This window comes from Mesorhizobium sp. WSM4820, from assembly GCF_055811075.1.
Map to the genome: position 1 here is coordinate 1 of NZ_JBVVQN010000002.1, position 23,703 is coordinate 23,703.

At 63.7% G+C, this 23,703-nt stretch carries 24 protein-coding genes; 18 read left to right on the forward strand and 6 right to left on the reverse strand.

Annotation, left to right across the window (positions count from 1 at the left end; translation table 11 throughout):
* Positions 1–290 precede the first annotated feature (290 nt).
* The 3 genes from trpS to AC0L2R_RS03400 all read left to right on the forward strand — a co-directional run bounded on the left by trpS (position 291) and on the right by AC0L2R_RS03400 (position 2,642).
* Positions 291–1,358: a tryptophan--tRNA ligase gene (trpS, locus tag AC0L2R_RS03390; RefSeq protein ID WP_027151584.1), complete on the forward strand. Its 1,068-nt coding sequence runs from the start codon at positions 291–293 to the stop codon at positions 1,356–1,358.
* Between the two features lie 88 nt (positions 1,359–1,446).
* Positions 1,447–1,938 (forward strand): universal stress protein, encoded by a 492-nt coding sequence (locus AC0L2R_RS03395; RefSeq protein WP_023796709.1) that lies wholly within the window; start codon positions 1,447–1,449, stop codon positions 1,936–1,938.
* 134 nt (positions 1,939–2,072) lie between these two features.
* Positions 2,073–2,642 carry a NifU family protein gene (locus AC0L2R_RS03400; RefSeq protein ID WP_473507743.1) on the forward strand — a complete coding sequence of 190 codons (570 nt, stop codon included), beginning with the start codon at positions 2,073–2,075 and terminating at the stop codon, positions 2,640–2,642.
* A gap of 110 nt (positions 2,643–2,752) precedes the next feature.
* On the opposite strand, the gene AC0L2R_RS03405 is transcribed toward AC0L2R_RS03400, so the two are convergent.
* Positions 2,753–3,370, reverse strand: coding sequence for a L,D-transpeptidase (locus AC0L2R_RS03405; RefSeq protein WP_287239227.1), 618 nt, complete (start codon positions 3,368–3,370; stop codon positions 2,753–2,755).
* Between the two features lie 226 nt (positions 3,371–3,596).
* On the opposite strand from AC0L2R_RS03405, the gene cueR reads away from it, so the two are divergent.
* Positions 3,597–4,019, forward strand: coding sequence for a Cu(I)-responsive transcriptional regulator (gene cueR / locus AC0L2R_RS03410; RefSeq protein ID WP_036261399.1), 423 nt, complete (start codon positions 3,597–3,599; stop codon positions 4,017–4,019).
* Between the two features lie 48 nt (positions 4,020–4,067).
* On the opposite strand, the gene AC0L2R_RS03415 is transcribed toward cueR, so the two are convergent.
* The gene (locus AC0L2R_RS03415) at positions 4,068–4,301 is read right to left on the reverse strand and encodes a hypothetical protein (protein ID WP_077377488.1); all 234 of its coding nucleotides are present in this window, start codon (positions 4,299–4,301) and stop codon (positions 4,068–4,070) included.
* Positions 4,302–4,475: 174 nt separating this feature from the next.
* Here AC0L2R_RS03415 and AC0L2R_RS03420 point away from each other — a divergent pair, with 174 nt between their 5' ends.
* Positions 4,476–4,976, forward strand: a complete 501-nt coding sequence (locus tag AC0L2R_RS03420; RefSeq protein WP_473507744.1) for an MmcB family DNA repair protein — start codon at positions 4,476–4,478, stop codon at positions 4,974–4,976.
* A 217-nt stretch (positions 4,977–5,193) separates the two neighbouring features.
* On the opposite strand, the gene nhaA is transcribed toward AC0L2R_RS03420, so the two are convergent.
* The 4 genes from nhaA to hrpB all read right to left on the reverse strand — a co-directional run bounded on the left by nhaA (position 5,194) and on the right by hrpB (position 11,086).
* Positions 5,194–6,387, reverse strand: coding sequence for a Na+/H+ antiporter NhaA (nhaA, locus tag AC0L2R_RS03425; RefSeq protein WP_473507745.1), 1,194 nt, complete (start codon positions 6,385–6,387; stop codon positions 5,194–5,196).
* Between the two features lie 98 nt (positions 6,388–6,485).
* Entirely contained in the window at positions 6,486–7,049 is a 564-nt protein-coding gene (locus AC0L2R_RS03430) for an ActR/PrrA/RegA family redox response regulator transcription factor (RefSeq protein ID WP_023796717.1), read from the reverse strand.
* A 63-nt stretch (positions 7,050–7,112) separates the two neighbouring features.
* A complete protein-coding gene (locus AC0L2R_RS03435) occupies positions 7,113–8,438 on the reverse strand; it encodes an ActS/PrrB/RegB family redox-sensitive histidine kinase (RefSeq protein WP_473508054.1) in 1,326 nt (441 codons plus the stop codon).
* Between the two features lie 32 nt (positions 8,439–8,470).
* Complete coding sequence (hrpB, locus tag AC0L2R_RS03440) at positions 8,471–11,086, reverse strand: ATP-dependent helicase HrpB (RefSeq protein WP_473507746.1); 2,616 nt, start codon at positions 11,084–11,086, stop codon at positions 8,471–8,473.
* Positions 11,087–11,490: 404 nt separating this feature from the next.
* Between hrpB and AC0L2R_RS03445 the strand changes: the two genes are divergently transcribed.
* From AC0L2R_RS03445 to AC0L2R_RS03505, 13 genes are all read left to right on the forward strand, one after another.
* Positions 11,491–12,822 (forward strand): ABC transporter substrate-binding protein, encoded by a 1,332-nt coding sequence (locus tag AC0L2R_RS03445; RefSeq protein ID WP_473507747.1) that lies wholly within the window; start codon positions 11,491–11,493, stop codon positions 12,820–12,822.
* Between the two features lie 126 nt (positions 12,823–12,948).
* Positions 12,949–13,896 carry a carbohydrate ABC transporter permease gene (locus tag AC0L2R_RS03450; protein WP_128183436.1) on the forward strand — a complete coding sequence of 316 codons (948 nt, stop codon included), beginning with the start codon at positions 12,949–12,951 and terminating at the stop codon, positions 13,894–13,896.
* Complete coding sequence (locus tag AC0L2R_RS03455; protein ID WP_128183364.1) at positions 13,893–14,843, forward strand: carbohydrate ABC transporter permease; 951 nt, start codon at positions 13,893–13,895, stop codon at positions 14,841–14,843. Before AC0L2R_RS03450 ends, AC0L2R_RS03455 begins: the two co-directional genes overlap by 4 nt.
* Positions 14,840–15,046 carry a hypothetical protein gene (locus AC0L2R_RS03460; protein WP_091592832.1) on the forward strand — a complete coding sequence of 69 codons (207 nt, stop codon included), beginning with the start codon at positions 14,840–14,842 and terminating at the stop codon, positions 15,044–15,046. The genes AC0L2R_RS03455 and AC0L2R_RS03460 overlap by 4 nt, the downstream gene beginning before the upstream one ends.
* Before the next feature lie 3 nt (positions 15,047–15,049).
* Positions 15,050–16,162, forward strand: a complete 1,113-nt coding sequence (locus AC0L2R_RS03465; RefSeq protein ID WP_473507748.1) for an ABC transporter ATP-binding protein — start codon at positions 15,050–15,052, stop codon at positions 16,160–16,162.
* Positions 16,155–17,174, forward strand: a complete 1,020-nt coding sequence (locus tag AC0L2R_RS03470; protein WP_473507749.1) for an ABC transporter ATP-binding protein — start codon at positions 16,155–16,157, stop codon at positions 17,172–17,174. The genes AC0L2R_RS03465 and AC0L2R_RS03470 overlap by 8 nt, the downstream gene beginning before the upstream one ends.
* A gap of 47 nt (positions 17,175–17,221) precedes the next feature.
* Entirely contained in the window at positions 17,222–17,824 is a 603-nt protein-coding gene (gene dhaL, locus AC0L2R_RS03475; RefSeq protein WP_473508055.1) for a dihydroxyacetone kinase subunit DhaL, read from the forward strand.
* Positions 17,821–18,210 carry a dihydroxyacetone kinase phosphoryl donor subunit DhaM gene (gene dhaM, locus AC0L2R_RS03480; protein ID WP_027151568.1) on the forward strand — a complete coding sequence of 130 codons (390 nt, stop codon included), beginning with the start codon at positions 17,821–17,823 and terminating at the stop codon, positions 18,208–18,210. The genes dhaL and dhaM overlap by 4 nt, the downstream gene beginning before the upstream one ends.
* 21 nt (positions 18,211–18,231) lie before the next feature.
* A complete protein-coding gene (locus AC0L2R_RS03485) occupies positions 18,232–18,534 on the forward strand; it encodes an HPr family phosphocarrier protein (RefSeq protein ID WP_023796727.1) in 303 nt (100 codons plus the stop codon).
* Positions 18,518–20,104 (forward strand): phosphoenolpyruvate--protein phosphotransferase, encoded by a 1,587-nt coding sequence (gene ptsP / locus AC0L2R_RS03490; protein WP_473507750.1) that lies wholly within the window; start codon positions 18,518–18,520, stop codon positions 20,102–20,104. The genes AC0L2R_RS03485 and ptsP overlap by 17 nt, the downstream gene beginning before the upstream one ends.
* 8 nt (positions 20,105–20,112) lie before the next feature.
* Positions 20,113–20,544 carry a hypothetical protein gene (locus AC0L2R_RS03495; RefSeq protein WP_023796729.1) on the forward strand — a complete coding sequence of 144 codons (432 nt, stop codon included), beginning with the start codon at positions 20,113–20,115 and terminating at the stop codon, positions 20,542–20,544.
* A 35-nt stretch (positions 20,545–20,579) separates the two neighbouring features.
* Positions 20,580–21,566: a dihydroxyacetone kinase subunit DhaK gene (dhaK, locus tag AC0L2R_RS03500; RefSeq protein WP_473507751.1), complete on the forward strand. Its 987-nt coding sequence runs from the start codon at positions 20,580–20,582 to the stop codon at positions 21,564–21,566.
* Positions 21,567–21,763: 197 nt separating this feature from the next.
* Positions 21,764–23,671: a propionyl-CoA synthetase gene (locus AC0L2R_RS03505; protein ID WP_473507752.1), complete on the forward strand. Its 1,908-nt coding sequence runs from the start codon at positions 21,764–21,766 to the stop codon at positions 23,669–23,671.
* Positions 23,672–23,703 lie beyond the last annotated feature (32 nt).

Genomic DNA, 23,703 nt, shown 5'->3' on the forward strand with positions numbered 1-23,703 from the left:
CTGCGGCGGACACTACAGGGGGAAAACTGTAACCCATGTATCCGGTTCAAAGTGTTACCCATCTATCAACTGGACACGGCAGGACAATGAGGGGCGGCGCCGACCTGTCAAGCCGAGACAGGCGCTACAAGCGCAGCGCCAACAACATCGAACACGCCATCCGACCTGAAGCAATCGCTCTGCTGCGATCGCCTACAGCCCCTTGATCGTCACCTCGCTCTCGTCCATAAGCGCGCCGTCGAAAGACTTTCGCCGCGCGCGAAACGGCCCTCCACAAGCCATGAGGACATATGACCGCCTTCAAGCCCCTCGTTTTTTCCGGCGTCCAGCCGACCGGCAATCTGCACCTCGGCAACTATCTCGGCGCCATCAAGAAATTCGTCGCCCTGCAGGACACCTCCGATTGCATCTATTGCGTCGTCGACCTGCATTCGCTGACCGCGCAGCTTGTCCATGAGGATCTCAAGGACCAGACGCGCGCGATCACCGCGGCGTTTCTCGCCTCCGGCATCGACCCGACGAAGCACATCGTCTTCAATCAGTCGCGGGTCATGCAGCACGCCGAGCTTGCCTGGATCTTCAACTGCGTCGCCCGCATCGGCTGGATGAACCGGATGACGCAGTTCAAGGACAAGGCCGGCAAGGATCGCGAGAACGCCTCGCTCGGGCTGCTCGCTTATCCGAGCCTGATGGCGGCCGACATCCTTGTCTACCGCGCCACCCATGTGCCGGTCGGCGATGACCAGAAGCAGCATCTGGAGCTGACACGCGACATCGCGCAAAAATTCAACAACGACTTTTCCGACCGCATCGCCGGCCTTGGCGTCGGCGTCGAGATGAAGGTCGGCGAGGAGACCGTGAACGGTTATTTCCCGCTGACCGAACCGATCATCGGCGGACCGGCGGCGCGTATCATGTCGCTGCGCGACGGCTCGAAGAAGATGTCGAAGTCGGATCCGTCGGACCTGTCGCGCATCAATCTGACCGACGATGCCGACAGCATCTCGAAGAAGATCCGCAAGGCCAAGACCGACCCGGAGGCGTTGCCTGGCGAATTGGACGGCCTGGCCGGCCGGCCGGAAGCCGAAAACCTGGTCGGCATCTATGCGGGTCTCGCCGAGATATCGAAGGAGGCAGTGCTGAAAGAGTTCGGCGGCCAGCAGTTTTCGGTGTTCAAGCCGGCGCTGGCCGACCTTGCCGTGGAAAAGCTGGCGCCGGTCGCCGGCGAAATGCGCCGCATTTCCGACGACCGCGCCTATGTCGACGCGGTGCTCAGGGATGGCGGCGAGCGGGCCGGCCTGCTGGCCGAGGCGACGATGAAGACCGTGCGCGACATCATCGGCCTGCTGCAGGGTTAATCTGCAGCCAATATCGCTACATCCGCCGGTCGCTTGCGGCCGGGCCGTGGCGGTGGCAGATTGCGACCGAAACCATTTGAGGTAGAATATGGTCTCCAAACGCCTCAGCCGCGAAGCCGGCCATCGCCGCAAGTTTTTGGCGATTATCGACGACACGCCCGAATGCGAACGGGCCGTCGTCTACGCCTCGAAGCGCGCGCAGAGCACCAGCGGCGTGCTGGTGCTGCTCTATGTGATCGAGCCGGACGATTTCCAGCATTGGCTGGGTGTCGAGAAGATCATGCGCGAGGAGGCCACCGCCACCGCGCGCGCCGCACTGGACAGCTATGCCAACAAGGTGCGCCAGAAGCTCGGCATCGAGCCGGAACTGGTGGTGCGCGAAGGCAAGCCGACGGAAGAGATCCACAAATTGATCGAGGAGGACCAGGATATCGCCATCCTCGTGCTGGCCGCCGGCGCCGGCAAGGAGGGGCCGGGCCCGCTGGTCGGCGCGGTTGCCGGCAAGGGCGCCGCCTTCCCGATCCCGGTGACAGTGGTGCCGCAGAACCTGTCAGACGAAGAAATCGACAGCCTGGCCTAAGGTGTGTTGCAGAAGACCGCAAAAACATTCTCCCAGCCAGCCGTTCCCGCGATGGCTTTCGCTTGAATGTCCTGCCGATAGGGCCTATTTAGAATTATTCCAAACTATATGCCCGAACGGGCTCGGAGACGTCCATGTTCATCCAGACCGAATCGACGCCAAATCCGGCGACATTGAAGTTCCTGCCCGGCAAGGAAGTGCTTCTCGAAGGCACCGCCGATTTCCGCGATGCCGACAGCGCTGCCGCGGCTTCGCCGCTGGCCGGCCGGCTGTTCGAGATCCCCGGCGTCACCGGCGTCTTCTTCGGCTATGATTTCGTCACCGTGACCAAGGACGGCCCCGACTGGCAGCATCTGAAGCCGGCGATCCTCGGCGCCATCATGGAGCACTTCATGTCCGGCGCGCCGGTCATGGCCAGGGCCGGCCCCGCCGCCGAGACCAGCCAGACCGGCGAATTCTACGACAAGGCCGACGAGGAACTGGTCATCACCATCAAGGAACTGCTCGACACGCGGGTGCGTCCGGCGGTCGCCCAGGACGGTGGCGACATCACCTTCCGGGGCTTCGAGAATGGCACCGTATTCCTGCACATGAAGGGCGCCTGCGCCGGCTGCCCGTCGTCGACGGCGACGCTGAAGCACGGCATCCAGAACCTGCTCCGGCATTTTGTGCCCGAGGTGCAGCAGGTCGAACAGGTCTCTTAAGATCAAAGGACGTCAATTCGCCCCTTCGCGCGACACAAAAAACCGGGCCAAATTGCCCGGTTTTTTGTTTTGGGACGTCAGTTGTTGCCTAGACGGTCCGCGTATGAGCTCTAGAGAACGATGACCTTGGCGCCGACAGAGGTGCGGTCGTAAAGGTCGATGATGTCCTGGTTCATCAGCCGAATGCAGCCCGACGACATCGCTTTGCCGATCGAGTTCCACTCCGGGCTGCCATGCAGGCGGTAGCCTGAATCGCCGCCCTTGTTGAACAGATACAGGGCGCGCGCGCCGAGCGGGTTGGTCAATCCGGGATCCATGCCGCCGGCAAATTTGGCGAGTTCCGGCTGGCGCTTGATCATCGCCGAAGGCGGCGTCCAGGTCGGCCATTGGCGCTTCGCCGCGATGCGGGCGGTGCCGCGCCATTCAAAACCCTCGCGGCCGACGCCGATGCCGTAACGCATCGCCTCGCCGCCGCCCATGACATAATAGAGGAACTTGTTCTGCGTATCGACGACGATGGTGCCAGGCTTTTCACCGGTGTCGTAGCTCACGATCTGCCGGCGGTACTTGAACGGCACCTTTTCGATCGGAATGCGCGGCAGTTGATAGCCCGCATCGGTCATCGGGCCATAGTTGTTGGTGAAGATCTGCGAGCCGATGGTGCTGCAACCAGCAATAGCCGTCGACAGCGCAAGTGCGGCGACGATTGCGAATGACTTCATGCGCATGAAAAGGTCCGATGCCCCGCCCGAAAGATAGCGGCACGAGACGGCCGCCTTGTCGCCATCATTCATGCTGGCATTTGCTTTGCTTGCCAAGCGGGCGATGCCTATATGCAGGGGCTTACATGCCGGTAAGTCCGCAGCTGTGGCTTTTCGGCAACGGCACTCATAAGATTATGTAGGAAATTCAATGGGGCGGTCCGCCAGGCCGCCGGAAGTTAGGGAACCAATCATGAATGTCGGAGATGCCGCCCAGCGTTCCGGCCTGCCGGCCAAGACCATTCGCTACTATGAGGAGATCGGCCTGATCCGCCCGCAGCGCGCCGGCAACGGCTACCGCGACTATTCGGGCGACGACATCCACCGGCTGACGTTTCTGCGCCGCGCGCGCAATCTCGGCTTTTCCATCGACGACTGCCGCCAGCTGATGGCGCTCTACCAGGACCGCAGCCGCGCCAGCCATGACGTGCGCGAGATCGCCGCCGCGCATGTGACGGCAATCGAGGAGAAGGTGCGCGAATTGCAGTCGATGCGCTCGACCCTGCAGAAGCTGATCCATGCCTGCCACGGCGATGACCGGCCGGACTGCCCGATCCTGGACGATATTGCGGGGGCGGTTTTGCCATCTGACAAAGTCGTTCCCGCCCAGGTGTGAAGGTTGCGCGGCGACGTCAGCCGTTTTGCAGGTTGGGATTTCCAGGGATCAAGAGGTACCGTCGACACGCTCGGCTATGGCGAATGCCTGCAGGTTCCTTGCCTTGCCGTGGTCTTCTTCGGCGTTGGCGATAATCGAGAAGAACGCCGCGCGGGCGATGTCCTTCTTTGACGCGTTCGGGTGTTCCTTCCTGGCCGCTTTGATCAATTGCTTGGGTGCCATGTCAGGCGTCACGACCCGCATCAGGGTGTCGGCTACCGCCTGCATCTCGTCCGCGTTCATCATCCACACTCCCTAGAGCCACCCGCATTCGCACAGTATCTCATATTGCTAATGTGTGGAACTTGCGGTGTTGTTCGAGCACCAAGATTTCATGCAAAACCACATTTCAAGCGCGCTTGAGTGCCTCCCAAAAAACGGGTTCAAACCGTGAACAAAGTCTGGCATGATGCCGCCATGCCAATTATCTCACCGATTCCTCTCAATCCCCTGATCGATGGCCGCCAGTCGGAGCGCGCGATGCTGGTTCGGCGCGGCGTGCAGCGGCTGCTCAGGGAGATGGGCGCGCATGTGCTGCCGGAACTGTCGCTGGCGACCGGGCGCCGCGCCGACCTTGTCGCGCTGACCCGCCAAGGCGACATCTGGATCATCGAGGTCAAATCCTCGATCGAGGATTTCAGGGTCGACCGCAAATGGCCGGATTACCGGCTGCACTCCGACCGCTTCTTCTTCGCCACCCATCCCGGCGTGCCCTCGGATATCTTTCCGCAGGAATGCGGCTTTATCCTTTCCGACGGCTACGGCGCCGAAATCCTGCGCGATGCGCCCGAGCACCGCATGGCGGCGGCGACGCGCAAGGCGCTGATGCTGAGGATCGCACGGGCCGGAGCCTCGCGGCTGCTGGCGGCGGAACTTGCCGGTGTGGCGGTGCCGGCGCTGGATGGCGAGAGCGAGTAGAGGGTTTTCGGATTCCCCTGTACGTTTGCGCTGCCCCTCATCTGCCTGCCGGCACCTTCTCCCCATGAACGGGGAGAAGGGACGCTGGCCGCAATCTTGGCACCCATTCTGCAACGCTGGAGATTGGCGAAATCTTTTGCGAAGGCGTCTTTCTCCCCGTCTCTATACGGGGAGAAATGCCCGGCAGGGCAATGAGGGGCGGCGCGACGTTCGTCGGCTACTCTTCCTCCTCGTCCCCATTCGCCGCCGACGCCAACAGCAGCACGGCGGCGCCGAGGATCGCGGCGATGAAGGAGCCGGCGAGGATGCCGACTTTCACCGCGTCCTGGAGCTCGACATTGCTGGCGAATGCGAGCAGGCCGATGAACAGGCTCATGGTGAAGCCGATGCCGCAGAGCAGCGAAATGCCGACCATGTGCAGCCAGCCGGCATTGACCGGCAGATCGGCGAGGCCGAGCCGGATGGCAAGCGCAGAAGAACCGAACACGCCGACCAGCTTGCCGGCAACGAGGCCGGCGGCGACGCCCAGCGTCAGCGGCTCGACCAGGGTGGCAGCACTGAGGCCGGCGAGCGAGACGCCGGCATTAGCGAAGCCGAAGATCGGGACGACGACGAAGGGCACTATCCTGTGCAGTCCGTGTTCGAGCCGGTGCAGCGGGGAATGGTCTGAATCCTGGCTGATGCCGGGGGTGATTTTCAAAGGTATGGTCAGGGCCAGCGCCACGCCGGCGAGCGTGGCATGGACGCCCGATTTCAGCACAAGCACCCACAGCACGACACCAAGCAGGAGATAGGGCAGCAGTGTCAGCACCTTCATGCGGTTGAGCACGATGAGCAGAGTGATGACCGCGAAGGCGGCGCCGAGATAGGCGAGCGACAGGCCGCTCGTATAGAACACCGCGATGATGATGACGGCGCCAAGGTCGTCGATGATGGCGAGCGCGGTGAGGAATACCTTCAGCGACCCCGGCACGCGGCTGCCGAGCAGCGACAGCACGCCAAGCGCAAAGGCGATGTCGGTGGCGGTCGGGATCGCCCAGCCGGACAGGGCGGCTGGATTGTCGCGGTTGATGGCGACATAGACAAGCGCCGGCACCAGCATGCCGCCGGCAGCGGCGATGCCGGGCAGAGCGCGGCGCGGCCAGGTCGAGAGCTGGCCGTCCAGCATCTCGCGCTTGATCTCCAGGCCGACCAGCAGGAAAAACACCGCCATCAGGCCGTCATTGATCCAATGCGATACGCTGAGCGGTCCCAGATAGGCGTGAAGGGCGTCGAAATAGGTTTTGGCCAGCGGCGAATTGGCGACGACCAGCGCCAAGGCCGCGGCTGCCATCAGGACGATGCCGCCTGCCGCCTCGCTGGCCAGGAATTCGCGAAAGATGGAGGTCGGCCGCGGCTTCTGGTCCTGCATTTCGTCTCCGTCGTGTCGCCTACCATGCGCAACCGCCGATGGCAGGGCAGTTCTTACAGTGCCACGCGACCTTGGCGCGCGCAAAGGACGGTCAGGCGTTAGCGCGGCGCGCGTTTGGCGAGTATCCGCTGCAGCGTGCGGCGATGCATGTTGAGACGGCGGGCCGTCTCGGAGACGTTGCGGTCGCACATTTCGTAGACGCGCTGGATGTGCTCCCAGCGCACGCGGTCGGCCGACATCGGGTTTTCAGGCGGTGCGGCGCGTTCGCCCGCAGTGCGGGTAAGAGCCGCGAAAACCTCGTCGGCATCTGCCGGTTTCGACAGATAGTCGATGGCCCCGAGCTTCACCGCCGTAACCGCGGTGGCGATGTTACCATAGCCGGTGAGAATGACGGCGCGGGCGTCGTCGCGCTTCTCGCGGATGGCGGCAACGACGTCGAGGCCGTTGCCGTCGGCGAGCCGCATGTCGACCACCGCGTAGGCTGGCGGATTGGCGCGCGCCTTGGCCACGGCCTCCTCGACGCTCTCGGCCGTCTCGACCACGAAACCCCTGGTCTCCATGGCGCGGGCAAGGCGCGTGAGGAATGGCCTGTCGTCGTCGACGATCAGCAGCGAGGTGTCCTCGCCCTCAACCATTGCGCCAATCGTTTCGTCGCCATTCATCGTCTTGACATTCCTGCTGCCCGAATTTTACGCAGATATAGTTTTGGAGCGCTATTGTCCAATTCAAGCCGTGTCAAACATGGTGGCCGAAGCCGATTCAGGATTGAGGAAGACGCTGCGCGGCCACGATATCCGCACGACGGCGCCCTCGCCCGGCTCGTTTGAATTGCGGAAATCGAGCGTGGCGCCCGAGCGTTCAAGCAGGGTCTTGGCGATGAACAGCCCCAGTCCGAGCCCGCCGCCAGCCTCGGTGCCCTGGCGTGTCGACATATAGGGCTCGCCGATGCGATCGATGATTTCGGGAGGAAAGCCCGGCCCGTCGTCGGTGATCGAGAAGGCGACCGTTGCCTCGTTCCAGCTCCAGCGCACGGTGACGCTCTTGCGGGCAAAATCGACGGCGTTCTCGACCAGATTGCCGAGGCCGTAGATGACGCCGGGATTGCGCCGTCCGACCGGTTCGGGACCGATGCGCTCGCCGGGGCGAAGCTTGATCGAAATGCCGAAATCGCGGTGCGGGGCGGTCATCTCCTCGACCAGCGAGGTCAGCGGCAAGCGGGAGAGATGCGCCTCGCCCTCGGAGGACAGGCTGGTCAGGCGTTTGAGGATCTCGCGGCAACGCTCGCTCTGCGAGCGCAGCAGCGTCACGTCCTCGCCGTATTTCGGGTCATTGCGGAGCGCCTTCTCCATCTCCTTGGCAACAAGCGTGATGGTGGCGAGCGGCGTGCCGAGCTCATGCGCGGCGGCGGCGGCAAGGCCGTCCAGCGCCGACAAATGCTGTTCGCGCTGCAGTACCAGTTCGGTGGCGGCAAGCGCGTTGGCGAGCAGCCGGGCTTCCTCGGCCACGCGGAAGGCGTAGATCGCGGTGAAGGCGATCGAGGAAAACACCGCCATCCACATGCCAGCGACGTAAATGAACGGCATCTCCAGCGGCGCGCCCTCGTACCAGGGCAGCGGCAGATGGAAGAACACCAGCAGGCTCGCCATCACCACCACCAGCGCGCCGAGGATGGCGGTCAGGCGCAGCGGCAGCGACGTCGCCGAGATGACCACGGGCACTGTGACCAGCACTGAAAACGGATTGGTGAGCCCGCCGGTCAGGTAGAGCAGACCGGCAAGCTGCAGGCTGTCGATGGTCAGGATGGCGAAAGCCTGAAGCGGGGTCAGCCGGTGCGCCGCCGGATAGCGGAAGGTCAGCAACAGGTTCATCCAGGCCGAACAGGCGATCAGGGCGAAGCAGAGACTGACCGGCAGCGGGAATTTCAGCCCATAGGCCACGACAAGAACCGCCAGGCTCTGGCCGACAATGGCCAGCCAACGCAGCCTGATCAGCGTGTTGAGGCGCAGCCGCTGGCTTTGCTGGAAGTCGGGCGCCCGCAGGATGTTTATCATGGCCAAGGATTATAGCCGGAAAAGAATAAAGGCTAGGTCCCCCGCGGTTTGGCACGGCTGGTGGCGGTGGCGAGAAGCGGGTTCTCAGGCCAGACATGCCGGGGATAGCGGCCACGCATCTCGGCCCGCACATCGGCCCACGAGCCGCGCCAGAAACCGGGCAGGTCACGCGTCGTCTGGATCGGCCGATGCGCCGGCGACAATAGCTCGAGCGTCAGCGGCACCGCGCCGTTGGCGATCGCGGGATGCCGGTCGAGACCGAACAGCTCCTGGACGCGGATCGCCAGCACCGGCCATTCACCGTCATAGCGGATCGGCACGCGGCTGCCGGATGGAGGGTCGAAATGGGTCGGCGCCAGCGCCTCGATCCGGCGCTGCAGATCGTGCGGCACCAATGCCATGAGGCCGGCCGAAAGCACGCCCGGATCGATCGCGGCAAAGGACGCCGCGCCGGAAAGGAAGGGCAGCAGCCAGTCGTCGAGGCGGTCGATGAGCGCCGCATCGGAAACATCTGGCCAGGGCGCGCCAAGACCGCGATGCAGCCAGCCGAGCCGTTGGCGCAGCGTTTCGGCCTCCTTGCCCCACGGCAAAAGCGACAGCCCGTGTTGGCGCAGGGCGTCAAGGATGGCGCGATCGGCGGCGATGCCGGCCGGCGCCGGCAGCATCCGTTCGGACAGGGTGATGGCGCCGAGGCGAACGGTTTCACGCACACGCACCGCACGCCTGTCGCGGTCGAAACTGGTTTCGCGGTTTGTCTCGATCTTATCGGCGAGCGAAGCGCGAATGTCGGCTTCGTCTATCGCCGCCGCTGCCGTAATGCGGGCGTTCTGCGCCTTGCCCTGCAGATCGGCGACGACAAGCCAGGTTTCGCCCGCAAGCGGGTCGGCGGCGTCGAGCATGGCGCCTGAACCGTTGGCCAGCACGAAACGGCCGCGCTCTCCGCGCGCCCTGGCGACGCGGTCCGGCCAGGCATGAATGAGGAGAGCGCCGGCGCTGCCCTCCCCCCCGATGGGAGGGTCGGCGAGTGAGCCTTGCCCAGCAAGGCGAGGGAGACGGGGTGGGGTCGGCGATGGCGTGCCCGACCCAATCCCACCCCGATCCGCTTCGCGGATCGATATACTGGGGCGAACCACGGGTCTGGCCCGTCCTTCGGTCCCCCTCGATGGGGAGGGTGAAGCCTGTTTCGCCAGCCGCTCGGCGAGTTGCCGGGCGGCGGTGGCGCGCGGCGATCTTTCGGATCGGAACCGAAGCAGCCGCCGTTCGAGGTCGGCGCCGTCGCCGCCCAGGCCACGCTCGGTGAGCAGCACGGCGAGCATGGCCGCTTCGAACGCCCGGCCGGTGTTTGCCACCTCGGCGACCATGTGAGCCAGCCGCACAGGCAGTGCCAGCCTGCGCATCGCAGCACCCGATTGCGTCAGTCGCCCTGCCTCGTCAATGGCGTCGAGCGCACGAAGCAGCGCCCTTGCCTCGTTGAGTGCCGGGGCCGGCGGCGGATCGAGGAAGCAGAGGCTCGACGGGTCGGCGACACCGAAGGCGGCGCAATCGAGCAGAAGTCCGGAAAGGTCCGCCTCGAGGATTTCCGGCGGCGTGAAGGCGGGAAGTGCCGCGGTCTGCTCGGTCCGCCACAACCGGACGGCGACGCCCGGCTGCGTGCGGCCGGCGCGGCCGGCGCGCTGGTCGGCGGAGGCTTTGCTGACCCGCACCGTCTCCAGCCGCGTCAGGCCGCTGGCCGGCTCGTAGCGCGGCAGGCGCGACAAGCCGGAATCGATGACGACGCGCACGCCGTCGATGGTAATCGAGGTCTCGGCGATCGAGGTCGCCAGCACCACCTTGCGGCGGCCGGACGGCGCCGGCTTGATCGCGGCGTCCTGCGCCTTGTTGTCGAGCATGCCATAGAGCGGCACGATGTCGGTGTCGGCACTGACGCGGCCTTGCAGCCGCTCGGCGGTGCGCTCGATCTCGCGCTGGCCGGGCAGAAAGGCGAGCACGCTGCCGCTCTCCTCGGCAAGGGCCGCGCGGATCGCCTTGGCCATCGCGTCCTCGATGGCGATGCCGGCCGGCCGCTCGTCGTAGCGGATGTCGACGGGAAAGGCGCGGCCTTCGCTCTCGATCACCGGGGCGCCGGAAAGCAGCCGAGCGACGCGCGCGCCGTCGAGCGTCGCCGACATGACCAGCAATCGCAGATCGGTCCGCAGCGCACCTTGCACATCGAGCGCCAGCGCCAGACCAAAATCGCCGTCGAGCGAGCGCTCGTGGAACTCGTCGAAGAATACCGCCGAGACACCGGGCAACTCCGGATCGTCGAGGATCATCCGCGACAGCACGCCTTCGGTGACGACAAGAATTCTGGTCCTCGCAGAAGTGCGGTTCTCCATCCGCATGGCATAGCCGACCGTTTCGCCGGGCTCCTCGCCGAGCAATTCGGCCATGCGGCGGGCGGCTGCGCGGGCAGCGAGCCGGCGCGGCTCGAGCAGAATGATCTTCCCCGTGCCGAGCCAAGCTGCATCGAGCAGCGCCAGCGGCACCAGCGTCGTCTTGCCGGCGCCGGGCGGCGCCACCAGCACGGCACTGTTGCCATGGCCGAGCGCTTCACCGAGCGCCGGCAGGACGGCGGAGACCGGAAGCTCTGGCAAGGGTTTTCTGGTCATTGTTTCAGGGATGCATCCACCCAATCTCGCGGCAGGTCGGTCGCGCCCCGCATATCAGCGGTGGCGGTCGCCGCGCAACCGGGCAACGGACCAACTCAAAGCGGGTCCACCTACTCGCCATAATCAAAGGCGGAAGCCACCGAGGATGACGCGGCCGAGGAGCGACAGGAAGTCGGGATATTTCGTGATAGAACGGCGCGGCCAGGATCACCGCCCAGATACAAGCGAATTATGCTGCAGCGCAGCGACGAATTCGCTTGCGTTGTTTAGTAAAAATTGCATCACTAAACAAATTACTAAACATCCGCCGCTTAACCGCGTCGTCATGTTTAGACCCCTGAGGAGGGGGTTTTGAGGTTATTTGAAACCGTCATCCGGGCGCGTTTCGCAAATGGGAGGAAGGCATGAAATCGACCTTGAAACTGACGTTGGGACTGACATCGGCGATGTTTGCGTCGACCGCCGTTTCGAATGTCGCGCAGGCTGAAGATCTGACGCTTTGCTGGGCAGCCTGGGACCCGGCCAACGCGCTTGTCGAATTGTCCAAGGATTTCACCAAGGAAACCGGCATCGGCATGAAATTCGAATTCGTGCCGTGGACCAACTATGCCGATCGCTTCCTCAACGAACTGAATTCCAAGGGCAAGCTGTGCGACCTGATCATCGGCGACAGCCAGTGGATCGGCGGCTCGGCCGAGAACGGCCACTACGTCAAGCTGAACGACTTCTTCGACAACGAGAAGATCAGCATGGACGACTTCGTGCCAGCGACCGTCGTCGGCTACTCCGAATGGCCGAAGAACTCGCCGAATTACTGGGCGTTGCCGGCCATGGGCGACGTCGTCGGCTGGACCTATCGCAAGGACTGGTTCTCCAAGCCGGAACTGCAGAAGGAATTCAAGGAAAAGTACGGCTGGGATCTCGCAGCGCCGACGACCTTCGACCAGCTGAAGCAGATCGCCGAGTTTTTCCAGAAGCGCGAGATCGACGGCAAGACGGTCTATGGCGCATCGATCTATACCGAGCGCGGCTCCGAAGGCATCACCATGGGTGCCATGGACGGGCTCTACAGCTTCGGTTTCAAATATGAGAATCCCGACAAGCCATACGAGATGGACGGCTTCGTCAACTCCGAGAAATCGGTGAAGGGTCTTGAGTTCTACAAGGCGCTCTATGACTGCTGCACGCCTCCCGGGGCTTCCAACAGCTACATGGGCGAAGGCGTCGACGCCTTCAAATCCGGCCAGGTGGCAATGCACATGAACTTCGCCTTTACCTGGCCAGGCCTGCAGAAGGACGAAAATGTCGGCGGCGACAAGATAGGTTATTTCGCCAATCCCAAGGGGCCCGACGGCGATCAATTCGCCCAGCTTGGCGGCCAGGGCATCTCGGTGGTCTCTTACTCCGACAAGCAGGAGGCTGCGCTCAAATACATCAAGTGGTTCGCCAACAAGGATGTTCAGGCCAAATGGTGGTCGCTCGGCGGCTTTTCCTGCCTCAACGCAGTCGTCAAGGATCCAGGCTTCCCGGCCAGCCAGCCTTACGCGCAGACCTTCCTCGACTCCATGGCCATCGTGAAGGATTTTTGGGCAGAGCCCAGCTATGCGCCGCTGCTGCAGGCGTCGCAGAAGCGCTTCCATGATTACGTCGTCGCCGGCCAGGGTTCGGCCAAGGATGCACTTGATGGCCTGGTCAAGGACTGGACCGAGGTCTTCCAGGACGACGGCAAGATGTAGTTGGGGCAGTATCCAATCGGCTCCTCCCGAGCCACGACCGCGTGTCCCGTGCCACCCTTGGCACGGGACACAGCTCAGATAAATTCCACTGTCGAGACGACCCAAGTGACCGAAGCGGGACTGACCATGCTCAATCGGACTGCGGACAGCGTCGCCCGGGCTACGCCTGAGCCGTTGGCCCGCAAGGTCCGAGGCATCAGCGACAAGGGCCTCGCCTGGCTGTTCATCTCGCCGACGATCCTGTTGCTGCTCGCCGTCAACATCTTCCCGCTGTTCTGGGCGATCTATCTGTCCTTCACCAATTACCGCGCCAACCGTCCCAACGAGGTGGTCAGGAACGTCGGCCTTGCCAACTACAAGCGCATCCTCGGCGACCAGGACATCTGGATCGCCATGCAGACGACGGCGCATTTCGTATTCTGGACCATCCTGCTGCAAACGCTGATCGGTTTTACCCTGGCCTGGCTGATCGATCGGAAGTTTCGCGGCCACGCCTTCTGGACGACCATCATTCTGGTGCCGATGATGCTGTCGCCGGCAGTGGTCGGCAATTTCTGGCGCTTCCTCTACGAGCCGCAGATCGGCCTGTTCGCCTATGCCATCTCGTTCGTCACCGGCATTCCGGCAACGCAGATCGGCATGCTCTCCAACGTGTCGCTGGCGCCGTGGTCGATCGTCATCGTCGACACTTGGATGTGGACGCCCTACGTGATGCTGATCTGTCTCGCCGGCCTGCGCTCGATCCCCGAATACATCTATGAGGCTGCCGAGGTCGACCGCGCCTCCAACTGGCGGCAGTTCTGGTCGATCACGCTGCCGATGGCGCTGCCCTTCATCATGCTGGCGGTACTGTTCCGCGGCATCGAGAACTTCAAGATGTTCGACATGGTCAACCTCCTGACCGGCGGCGGACCGGGATCGACCACCGAGGTCGCCTCGATCACGCTGAAGCGGCAGGCCTTCGAAAGCTGGCGGACCGGCTATTCCTCGGCCTTCGCCATAATCCTGTTCGTTGCGGTGTTCGGGCTGGCCAACATCTATGTCAAGGCGCTCAACAAGGTGAAGCAGAGATGAGCCTGACGTCAGCCCATTCTGTTGTCGCACCCTCCGCGATTTCGAAGCGCGTCGCCGGCACAATTATCGTGCTTTACGCGCTGATCTCGATCGTGCCGTTGTTGTGGATCTTCGCCACCAGCTTCAAGACGCCGCCGGACTCGATCGCCTATCCGCCAAAAATCCTGTTCCAGCCGAGCCTCGAGGGCTACTGCAATCTCTTCTCGACCCGCACCCGGCAGACACCGGAATACATCAACGCGCTGGGACCGGCGACGGGCATCTGCGATGAGACAGTGCGCAAGCGCAACATGGTGATCGCCGGCCCGTCCAATTTCATGCCGCGCTTCGTCAATTCGCTGATCATAGCCTTCGGCTCGACCTTTTGCGCGGTGTTCCTCGGCACATTGTCGGCCTATGGCTTCTCGCGGTTCAAGGTGCCGCTGGCCGACGACCTGCTGTTCTTCATCCTGTCGACGCGCATGATGCCGCCGATCGCGGTCGCTATTCCCATCTACCTGATGTATCGCGAGATTGGCCTGTCGGACACCGCGCTCGGCATGATCCTGCTCTATACGGCGGTCAATGTGTCGCTCGCCGTGTGGCTGCTGAAGGGCTTCATCGACGAGATCCCGCGCGAGTACGAAGAAGCGGCTATGATCGACGGATATACGCGGCTGCAGGCCTTCTGGCGCACCGTGCTGCCGCAGGCGACCACCGGCATTGCCGCGACCGCCATCTTCTGCCTGATCTTCGCCTGGAACGAATATGCCTTCGCCGCACTGCTGACCTCGGGCACGGCGCAGACCGCACCGCCCTTCATCCCGACCATCATCGGCGAAGGCGGCCAGGACTGGCCGGCGGTCGCCGCAGGCACGACGATCTTCCTGGTGCCGATCCTGGTGTTCACCATCCTGCTCCGCAAGCAGTTGCTGCGTGGCATCACCTTCGGCGCGGTGCGCAAATGAGCCTGACCCAACCCGCAAAACGCAAGTCGCGCTGGCCGCGTGCGTTCCGGCGCGGCCTGATGGAGAACGTCGCCACAGCGATCATTGCCATTGGCTTCCTGATGTTGTTCCAGCCCTTCGCGCTGCCGCTCTACACCTATTCCTTCATCACCATGCTGGCCGGCACGGCGATGTTCATCATCGTCTCGAAGTTTCCGGAGTAGACGATGGCGGAGATCAGGGTCGAGCATCTGAGGAAGGCATTCGGCGATTTCGTCGCCGTGCAGGATTCCAACTTCGTCGTTAGAGATGGAGAGTTCTTCGTCATGCTGGGGCCGTCGGGTTGCGGCAAGACGACGACGCTGCGCATGATCGCCGGCCTGGAGTTGCCGACCGGCGGCAAGATCCTGCTCGGTGGCGAGGACGTTACCATGCGGCGTGCCCGCGAGCGCGACATCGCCTTTGTCTTCCAGCTGTTCGCGCTCTATCCGCATATGAATGTGCGCAAGAACATCGGCTTCCCGCTGCTGGCGCAAGGCACGCCAGGCATCGAAATCCGCCGGCGCGTCGAAGAGACGGCGAAGCTGTTGCGCATCGACCATCTGCTCAACAAGTCGGTCTCCGGTCTTGCCGGCGGCGATCGCCAGCGCGTGGCGCTCGGCCGCGCCATCGTGCGGCGGCCAAAATGCTTCCTGATGGACGAGCCGCTCGGCACGCTCGACACCGAATTCCGCGATCTCATGGTGCATGAGCTGCGCGAACTGCACAACCGCATCCACGCCACCACGGTCTACGTCACGCATGACCAGATGGAAGCGATGTCGATGGCAGACAAGATCGCGGTTATGAACCACGGCGTCATCGAACAGTTCGGCACGCCGCGCGAAATCTATGACCGGCCGGCGACCATGTTCGTCGCCGATTTCATCGGCTCGCCGCCGATGAATTTTCTCGGCTTTGGCGGCGGGCTTTCAAAGGGCGCCAGGGAGATTTTGGTGCAAGGCGCCAAGGTGGCGGTGCCGGAGGTGCGCGAGGACATCGCGCCGGCCGACATGGCGCTCGGCATCCGACCGGAACACATCCGCTTCGACGACGCTTCGAAGCTGCGCGGCGCCATCTATGGCACCGAGTATCTCGGCACCACGCAGATCGTTGCGGTGGAGACATCCGGCGGCATCATCAAGGCGCGGGTGCCGGCCGAAATCCGGCTCAATGCGGGCGACCATGTCGGCCTGGCGCTGAGCAGCGCACGGCTGTCGCTGTTCGAGAAGGTCTCCGGCCGCGCGGTGCGAACCGCAATCCATGACGGGGCTTCCCAGGGAAGAGCGCATCGTGGCTGACGTGCAGATCAAAGGCGTGACCAAGAGCTTCGGCGAACATGTCGCGGTGGACACTCTCGATCTGCACGTCGCCGACGGCGAATTCGTCGTGCTGCTCGGCCCGACCGGCGCCGGCAAGACGACGACGCTCAGACTTATCGCCGGATTGGAACGGCCGGATACCGGCTCGATCCATATCGGCGGCCGCGATGCGACAATGCTGTCGCCGGCCGAGCGCGACACCGCCTTCGTCTTCCAGCAATATTCGCTCTATCCGCATCTGTCGGTCTTCGACAATCTGGCCTTTCCGCTGCGCTCGCCGGCGCGGCGGCTGAGCGAGGACGCGGTGCGCCGCCGCGTCGAGGATGTGGCCAAGATGGTGCGCATCCATCACAAGCTCTCCAGCCGCTCCACCAAGCTTTCCGGCGGCGAGATGCAGCGCGTCGCCATCGGGCGCGCTTTGGTGCGCAAGCCCTCGATCTATCTGATGGACGAGCCGTTGTCGTCGCTCGATGCCAAGCTGCGCGCCGATCTCCGGCTCGAACTGAAGCGCATCCAGGCCGAGGTCGGCGCCACCATGCTTTATGTCACGCACGACCAGATCGAAGCGATGACGATGGCCGATCGCATCGGCATTCTTGCCGACGGCGTGCTGGCGCAGATCGGCACGCCACGCACCATCTACTCGGAGCCGGCAAACGTTCATGTCGCCGCAAGGCTCGGCCAGCCGGCGATCAATCTGTTGCCGACCGGCCTGCTGCCGGATGGCGACATGCCGGCGGGAACCAAAACGATCGGCGCGCGTACAGAACATCTGTCGATCGGCAAGGCATCGAATGGCCCCGCCGACGGCGTTGTTAACTGGGTCGAGCATCTGGGCGACCAGAACCACCTGCATGTGACGGTGGGAAGCAGAAAGCTGGTGACGCTGACCGACCCCGACATCCAATTGGAAAAAGGCGACAGGGTGATTATCCGCTACCGGGCGCCGCTGTTCTTCGACCAGGCCGGAAACAGGATTGCAAACCGATGAGCCCCGAGACATTGGAAAAGAACGGGACACTGGAAAAGAGCGGGACGATGGACAAGCTTGACCTGAAGACGCTGATATCCGTCACCGCCGACACGATTGCCGCTCACGCCGAAGAGCTGACCAGGCTCGACCAGGCGATTGGCGACGGCGACCATGGGCTCAACATGAAGCGCGGCTTCGAGGCGGTGCGCGCCGAGGCCGACACGTTCGCGACAAAGCCGCTGCCGGACGCTCTGAAAGCGATCGGCACCAAGCTGGTGATGACAGTCGGCGGCGCCTCGGGCCCCTTGTTCGGGACCCTGTTCATGGCACTCGGCAAGGAAATTTCCGCAGAGCCGGATCGGGCCAATCTGATGGCAGCGTTCGGCAAGGCAATCGAGGCGGTGGCAGCCAGGGGTAAGTCGCAGGTCGGGCAGAAGACCATGCTCGACGTGCTGCAGCCGGTGCATGACGCCCTGCTGCAGGGAAAGACCGGACCGGAAATCGCCGATGTCGCGGACAGTGCTGCCGATGCCACCGTGCCGATGAAGGCCTTGCGCGGGCGCGCCTCGTTTCTCGGCGACCGCTCTATCGGCCATATGGATGCCGGGGCACGCTCGACCGCGCTTCTGGTGCGGGCTGTCGCCGAGACCATCGAGGGGCAAGCATGAGCAATGTCGGCATCGTCATCGTATCGCATTCACCGCTGGTCGCCGAGGGCACGGCCGACATGGTGCGCCAGATGGTCGGCGACGAAGTGCCGCTTGCATGGTGCGGCGGAAACGGCCATGGCGGGCTGGGAACCAATGTCGAGGCGATCATGGGCGCGATCGACAAGGCCTGGTCGGAGGCAGGTGTCGCTATACTTGTCGATCTTGGCGGCGCCGAAACCAACAGCGAGATGGCGGTCGAGATGATCGGCGAGCCGCGCGCGCACAAGATCATCGTCTGCAACGCGCCGATCGTCGAGGGAGCGGTGATGGCGGCGACGGAGGCGTCCGGCGGCGCCTCGCTCAGGGAAGTGGTTGCGACGGCACACGAATTGTCGCCATCGTGAATGAACAGGAATTTTGACTCAATGTCCGCATCGGCTGAAGCCACCGTTCTGATCACCCATGAGGTCGGCCTGCATGCGCGCCCTTCGGTGAAATTCACCAAGCTCGCCAAGACGTTTTCGGCCGAAGTCGAAGTGGCGCTCGCCGCCAACGGTCCTTGGTTCGACGCCAAGAGCATCGTCAAGGTGATGGCGGCCAAGGCGCCGAAAGGCACGGTGCTGCATATCAGAGCCAAGGGCGACGGTGCCGGCGAGGCGGTCGGCGCGCTCGTCGAGCTGGTGCGGCGCGACTTCGACGAGGGCGTGGACCATGCCCGAACCGCTTAAGCTGAAGGGGATCCCGGCTTCGGCCGGCTATGCCGAAGGGCCGCTGTTCAACCTCGACCCGGTCGTCGCGCGCTATAGAAGTAAAGCGACCGCCGCTGACGAGAGGCTCGCGCTCGAAACGGCAATCGGCACAGCGACAGGCCGGCTTGCCAAGCTGATCCAGGCAACCGAGGGCGATGCCGCCGACATTCTCGAATTCCAGCTCGCCATGCTGGAGGACGATGCGCTGACCGGCCCGGCCTATGCCGCGATTGCCGCCGGCCAGCCGGCCGATGCGGCATGGCGGCAGGCGCTTGACGCCGAAATTGTCGGCTACGAAACGTCGGATCAGGATTATTTCCGGGCACGCGCCGCCGACATGCGCGACATCAGAGACCAAGTGCTTCGCGCGCTGACCGCGGACAGCGCGGCTGCCGCGCCGACAGGCGCCATCTTCTACGGCGAGGACATCGCGCCGACGCGCTTTCTCGAAACCGACTGGAGCGCCGGCGGCGGCATTGCGCTGAAGGCGGGCAGTACCGCCAGCCACGTCGCGATGCTGGCGCGCTCGCGCGGCGTGCCTATGATCGTGGGGCTCGGTGCTTCGCCGGCTGATCTTGCCGGCGTCGCCCTGCTCGATGCCGAGCACGGCGGCATCGTGTTGAGGCCAACAAGGGCAGAGGTCGAGGCGTTCCGGCAATCGTCGTCGTCTTTCGCGGCACGTCGCGACAGGGCGGAAACTTTTTTGGCTCGGCCAGCGGTGACGAAAGCCGGCACTAAGGTGCGGGTGCAGGTCAACATCGCCGATCCGTCCGATGTCGACGGTATCGATGTCTCGACCTGCGATGGCGTCGGGCTGATGCGGACCGAGTTCCTGTTCGGCAAGACGCTGCCGGACGAGGAAACGCAGTATCGCGCCTACCGCAAGGTGCTCGAATGGGCTGAAGACAAACCGGTGACCATTCGCACCGTCGACGCCGGCGGCGACAAGCCGGTGCCGGGCTTCACCGTCGAAGAGGGCAATCCGTTTCTCGGCCTGCGCGGCATCAGGCTATCGCTGGCGAGACCGGAGGTTTTTCGGGTGCAGATCAGGGCGCTGCTGCGTGCCGCCTTGCATGGCAATCTCAAGGTGATGTTCCCGATGATCGCAGTGTGGGACGAGTATCAGCGAGCAGCTGCGCTCTTCGCCGAAGAGCAGGCCGCGCTTGCCGCGCGCGGCGTCGCGCAAAAAATGCCGCTGCTCGGCATCATGGTCGAGGTGCCGTCGGTGGCGATCGCTCCTGAGGCGTTTGCCGAGGTCGCCTTCTTCTCGATCGGCTCGAACGACCTGACCCAGTATGTGATGGCGGCGGCGCGCGACAACGCGTCGGTCGCGCATCTCAATTCGATCAGGCATCCGGGCGTGCTTCGGCTGATCGCCTCGGTTGCAGCGTTCGGCCGCGCGCAAAAGATTCCGGTCAGCCTGTGCGGCGACGCCGGCGGCGATCCGGCGGCGATCCCGGCGCTAATCGAGGCCGGCCTGCGCGATCTTTCCGTGGTTCCCGCCCAGCTCGCAATGGCCAAGGCGGCCATTGCGGACGTCTCGATCTAGGCACCGGCATGGCCGAAACCAAGAAGACGCCTGAAGCCGGCTCCGAAGAGGCGATCCGCGCCTACAAGACGATCCTGTCGCAGGTCCTCGACCAGCGCCCGTCCGGCATGCGCCAGCGCCTCGCCGACGCGTTGGGCAAGCATCGCAGCTTCGTCACCCAGATTTCCAGTCCGGCCTACTCGATCCCGATCCCGTCAAAACATTTGCCGGCTATTTTCGCTGTCTGCCATTTCAGCCCGGCCGAACGCGACCATTTTCTTGCCGCCTACCATCAGGCGCATCCGGGAAAAATGTCGCTGGCATCCGGCATGCGCAAGACGCGGCATGTTTCGCTCATCGTTCCCGATTTCGGCGACGACAAACAGAACGCGGCGCTCGACAGGGCGGTCAACGATTTCATCCAGAAGATTACCAGCATCGCCGGCAAGGGCGGGACATAGTCGCGCCACGTTCAGCTATTTCGGGAGAGACGGCCATGAAGAAGTTTCTGAATTCTGTGGACACGGTGCTGACCGAAAGCCTCGACGGCTTCGTTGCCGCCCATGCCGACATCCTTGTGCTTGGCGACGAGCATAAATTCGTGCGCCGCAGGACACTCAAGCCCGGCAAGGTAGCGCTGATTTCCGGGGGCGGCTCTGGCCACGAGCCGCTGCATGGCGGGCTGGTCGGGCATGGCATGCTGGATGCCGCCTGCCCCGGCCAGGTGTTCACCTCGCCGACGCCGGACCAGATGATGGCGGCCGCGGAGGCGGTCAACACCGGTGCCGGCTGCCTGTTCATCGTCAAGAACTACGAGGGCGACGTGATGAATTTCGACATGGCCGCTGAAATGTCGGAGGGTGTGATGCAAGTGGTGACCAATGACGACGTCGCGGTCGAGAACTCCTCCTACACCACTGGCCGACGCGGCGTTGCCGGCACGCTGGTGGTCGAGAAGATCCTCGGCGCCGCGGCCGAGCATGGCATGGCGCTGAAGCCGTTGAAGGCGCTTGGCGAACGCATCAATGGCGCGACGCGCTCGATGGGCGTTGCGCTGACCAGTTGCACCGTACCGGCCGCCGGCAGGCCGACCTTCGATATCGGCGACGGCGAGATGGAATTCGGCGTCGGCATCCATGGCGAACCCGGGCGCCGCCGCGACGCGTTGAAGGGCGCCGACGCCATCGCCGAGGAGATCTGCGCGGCGATATCTGGCGATCTCGGTGACAGGGCAAAAGGCCCGGCGCTGCTTTTCGTCAACGGCTTCGGCGGCACGCCGCTGATGGAGCTCTACTTGATGTACAACAGCGCCCGGAAAATCTTCGAGAAAAACGGCATGACGGTCGCCCGTTCGCTGGTCGGGTCCTATGTGACATCGCTCGACATGGCCGGCTGCTCGATCACGCTGACCATGCTCGACGACGAGACGACCGCATTGTGGGACGCACCGGTGCATACGGCTGCGCTGCGCCGGGGGATGTAGCACGGCCAACACCGCGCCACGGCTATAGGAACAGTATTAAGCAAGCAGGCGCTTTCTACGACCTGGCCGGTTGCGGCGATAAAGCGGCGGTCACGTCCATTTCGACCAAAGCGAGGTCGCCAAGACGAATTTGCACCTGCTTGCAAAAACAGCATACGCTATTTCCAAGGACAGAAACATTCCTGGGAGAAAGCTGGATGGCGTCACGCTACCACGAGGTCTATGACGGCTGGAAACGCGATCCGGAAAAATTCTGGGCGGATGCGGCCAAGGCCATCGACTGGTTCTCGCCGTTCGACACGGTCTTCGATCCGAATGCCGGCGTCTATGGGCGCTGGTTTGGCGGCGCCTCCTGCAACACCTGCTTCAACGCCGTCGACCGCCATGTGGCGGGTGGCCGTGCCGATCAGATCGCGCTGATCCATGACAGCGCGATTTCCGGCACGGTCAGGAAATTCACCTATGCCGAATTGAAACGCGAGGTGGTCACGCTGACGTCGGTGCTGAAGAACCGCGGCGTCCAAAAAGGCGATCGGGTCATCATCTACATGCCGATGGTGGCGGAAGCTGCGTTTGCCATGCTTGCCTGCGCCCGTATCGGCGCCGTGCATTCGGTCGTCTTCGGCGGCTTTGCTTCGCACGAGCTCGCCACGCGTATCGACGACGCCAGGCCGAAGCTGATCATTTCCGCCTCTTGCGGCCTGGAGCCCGGGCGCGTCGTCGCCTACAAGCCGCTGCTCGACAAGGCGATCGAGATGTCGCGGCACAAGCCCGAAGCCTGCCTCATCCTGCAGCGCGATCAGCTGCGCTGCGAGCTAAAGGAGAATCACGACATCGACTATGCCGACGCCGTCGCCCGCGAGCGGGCCGCGGGCGCCAATGTCGACTGCGTTCCGGTGCTCGCCACCGATCCGCTCTACATCATCTACACGTCCGGAACGACCGGCCAGCCCAAGGGCATCGTGCGCGACAATGGCGGCCACATGGTTGCGCTGAAATGGTCGATGGAGAACGAGTTCGGCGTCAAACCGGGCGAGGTGTTCTGGGCGGCTTCCGACGTCGGCTGGGTGGTCGGCCATTCCTACATCGTCTACGGCCCGCTGCTGCATGGCTGCACGACCGTCCTGTTCGAGGGCAAGCCGGTCGGCACGCCCGACGCCGGAACCTACTGGCGGGTGATATCAGAGCATGGCGTGGTCGCGCTGTTCACCGCGCCGACCGCATTCCGCGCCATCAAGGGACAGGACCCCAAAGGCGAATTCGTCCCGAAATACGACCTGTCGAAATTCCGCACGCTGTTCCTCGCCGGCGAGCGCGCCGATCCGGAAACCATCAAATGGGCGGAGCAGAAATTGAACGTGCCGGTAATCGACCATTGGTGGCAGACCGAGACGGGCTCGCCGATGACGATCAACCCAGCCGGATTAGGGCTACTGCCGGTGAAATACGGCTCGCCCGGGGTGCCGATGCCCGGCTACGACATCCGTGTACTCGACGATGCCGGCCACGAAGTGCCGCGCGGTACGTTGGGCAATGTCGTGGTCAAGCTGCCGCTGCCGGCCGGCTGCCTGCCGACGCTATGGAATGCCGATGACCGGTTTCGCCAAGCCTATCTCGAGGAATTCCCCGGCTTCTACAAGACGGCGGATGCCGGCATGATGGACGAGGACGGCTATTTGTTCGTGATGGCCCGCACCGACGACATCATCAATGTCGCCGGCCACCGGCTGTCGACCGGCGCCATGGAGGAGGTGCTGGCCGCGCATCCGGACGTTGCCGAGTGCGCTGTCGTCGGCGTGGCAGATGCAATGAAGGGCCAGGTCCCGCTCGGCTTCGTCGTGCTGAATGCCGGTGTCACGCGTGACAGCGCCACTATTGAGACCGAGGTGGTCACGCTGGTGCGCGAGCGGATCGGCCCGGTCGCCGCCTTCAAGACGGTGGTCACGATCAAGCGCCTGCCCAAGACGCGCTCCGGCAAAATCCTGCGCGGCACCATGCAGAAGATTGCCGACAAGGAAGTCTGGACAATGCCGGCGACTATCGACGATCCGGTCATTCTCGACGAAATCACCGCGGCGCTGAAGCGACGCGGAATCGGGCTTTAGCTGCTTTCGGAGCGCGCAGGCGGATCGCGGCT